The sequence below is a fragment of the Roseomonas sp. TAS13 genome, assembly GCF_001950415.1.
In the GTDB taxonomy this organism is placed as follows: Bacteria; Pseudomonadota; Alphaproteobacteria; order Acetobacterales; family Acetobacteraceae; genus Roseomonas; species Roseomonas mucosa.
In genome coordinates, this window is the sequence record NZ_BDLP01000552.1 from 1 (window position 1) to 2087 (window position 2087).

At 73.5% G+C, this 2087-nt stretch carries 2 protein-coding genes; one reads left to right on the forward strand and one right to left on the reverse strand.

Translation table 11 applies throughout. The annotated features are described in order from the left end of the window. The coding region (gene xseA, locus ROTAS13_RS23475) for an exodeoxyribonuclease VII large subunit (protein WP_075823579.1) at positions 1 to 821 on the reverse strand (821 nt) is incomplete at its 3' end. A gap of 83 nt (positions 822 to 904) precedes the next feature. Between xseA and purD the strand changes: the two genes are divergently transcribed. Further along, the coding region (gene purD / locus ROTAS13_RS23480; protein WP_075823580.1) for a phosphoribosylamine--glycine ligase at positions 905 to 2087 on the forward strand (1183 nt) is incomplete at its 3' end.

Here is a 2087-nt window from a genome sequence, read left to right on the forward strand (position 1 = left end):
GCGGCGGCGGTGGGGGTGGGGGCGCGGCGGTCGGAGGCGAAGTCGATCAGCGTCGTGTCCGTCTCGTGCCCCACCGCCGAGATCAGCGGGATCTGGCTGGCGGCGGCGGCGCGGACCACGATCTCCTCGTTGAAGGCCATCAGGTCCTCCAGCGAGCCGCCGCCGCGCGCCACGATCAGCACGTCCGGACGGGGGAAGCCTTCCGGCAGGGCGTTGAAGCCGGCGATGGCCGCCGCGACCTGCTCCGCCGCGCCGGTGCCCTGCACCGCCACCGGCCAGAGCAGGATGCGCGAGGGAAAGCGCCGCAGCAGGGTGGTGCGGATGTCCTGGATCACCGCGCCCTGGGCGCTGGTCACCACGCCGATCACGCGCGGGAGGCCGGGGAGGGGGCGCTTGCGCTCCTCGCCGAAGAGGCCCTCCGCCTCCAGCGCCTTTCGCAGCCGCTCGACACGGGCGAGCAGCGCGCCCTCTCCGGCATAGTCCAGCCGGTCCACCACGATCTGGTAGGTCGAGCGGTCGCCATAGGCGGTGATCTTGCCGGTCGCGATCACCTCGGTGCCGTTCTCGGGCCGCAGGCCGGTGCGCCCGGCGCTCCAGGCCCAGATCACCGCGCGGATCTGCCCGCCCTCGTCCTTCAGCGAGAAGTAGAAGCGGTTGGCGCCATAGGGGCGGCATTCCGTGACCTCGCCCCGGATGCGGACGCGGCCGAAACTGCTCTCCAGCGTGCGCTTCACCGCGCCCGATATCTCGGCCACGGTGTATTCGGGGATGTTGGAGGCTCCAGGGGAGCCCTTGGCGGCGGAGGCGGCGGTTTCGCTCATCGCCGTCCATTATGCTACGCGCCGGGGCGACCGACAAAACCGGGCCTTTCCCGAGGCGCCGGGCGACTGGTGGAGATCGCGCGATGAAGGTGCTGCTGGTGGGCGGCGGGGGGCGGGAGCACGCCCTGGCCCGGAAGCTGCTGGATTCCTCCCTGCTGACCGGGCTCTGGGTGGCCCCCGGCAACGCCGGGATCGCGCGGATCGCCGAATGCCTGCCCGTGGCGGCCGAGGACGTCGCCGGGCAGCTCGCCCTGGCGAAGGAGAAGGAGGTGGACCTCGTGGTGGTCGGCCCCGAGGCGCCGCTGACCCTGGGCCTGGCCGATGCCTGCGCCGAGGCGGGCATCCGCTGCTTCGGCCCCTCCGCCGCCGCGGCGCGGCTGGAGGGCTCCAAGAGCTTCACCCGCGAGGTCGCCGAAGCCGCCGGCGTGCCGGGGGCCGAATGGGCCTGCTTCACCGACAGTGCCGAGGCCATGGCCTATGTCCGGGCGAAGGGCGCACCGATCGTGATCAAGGCCGACGGCCTCGCCGCCGGCAAGGGCGTGGTGGTGGCCGCCACGCTGGAGGAGGCCGAGGCCGCCGTCACCGACATGCTGGATGGCGGCATCCACGGCGCGGCGGGCGCCTCGATCCTGGTCGAGGAATGCCTGGTCGGCGAGGAGGTCTCCTTCTTCGCCCTCTGCGACGGCAGCCATGCCCTGCCCCTGGTCGGGGCGCAGGATCACAAGCGCGTCGGCGATGGCGACACCGGTCCGAACACCGGCGGCATGGGCGCCTATTCCCCCGCCCCGGCCTTCACCGAGGCGCTCCAGGCCGAGGCCATGGAGCGGATCGTCCGGCCGACCCTGGCGGAGATGGCGCGGCGCGGCGCGCCCTTCCGCGGCGTGCTCTTCGCGGGGCTGATGCTGACGGCGCAGGGGCCGAAGCTGATCGAGTACAATGTCCGCTTCGGCGACCCGGAATGCCAGGTGCTGATGACGCGGCTGCGCTCCGACCTGCTGGCGGCGCTGATCGCCGCCTGCGACGGAGAGCTGAAGGATTTCGGCCTGCGCTGGTCGCCCGACCCGGCCATGGTCGTGGTCGTGGCGGCGCGCGGCTATCCCGGCGCCTATGCGAAGAACACGGCGATCCGCGGGCTGGACGAGGCCGGCGCCGTGCCGGGCGTGGTGGTCTATCACGCGGGCACCTCCGCCGGGCCGGGCGGCGAGATCCTCGCCACCGGCGGGCGCGTGCTGGGCGTCACCGCCACCGCGCCGACGCTGCGCGCGG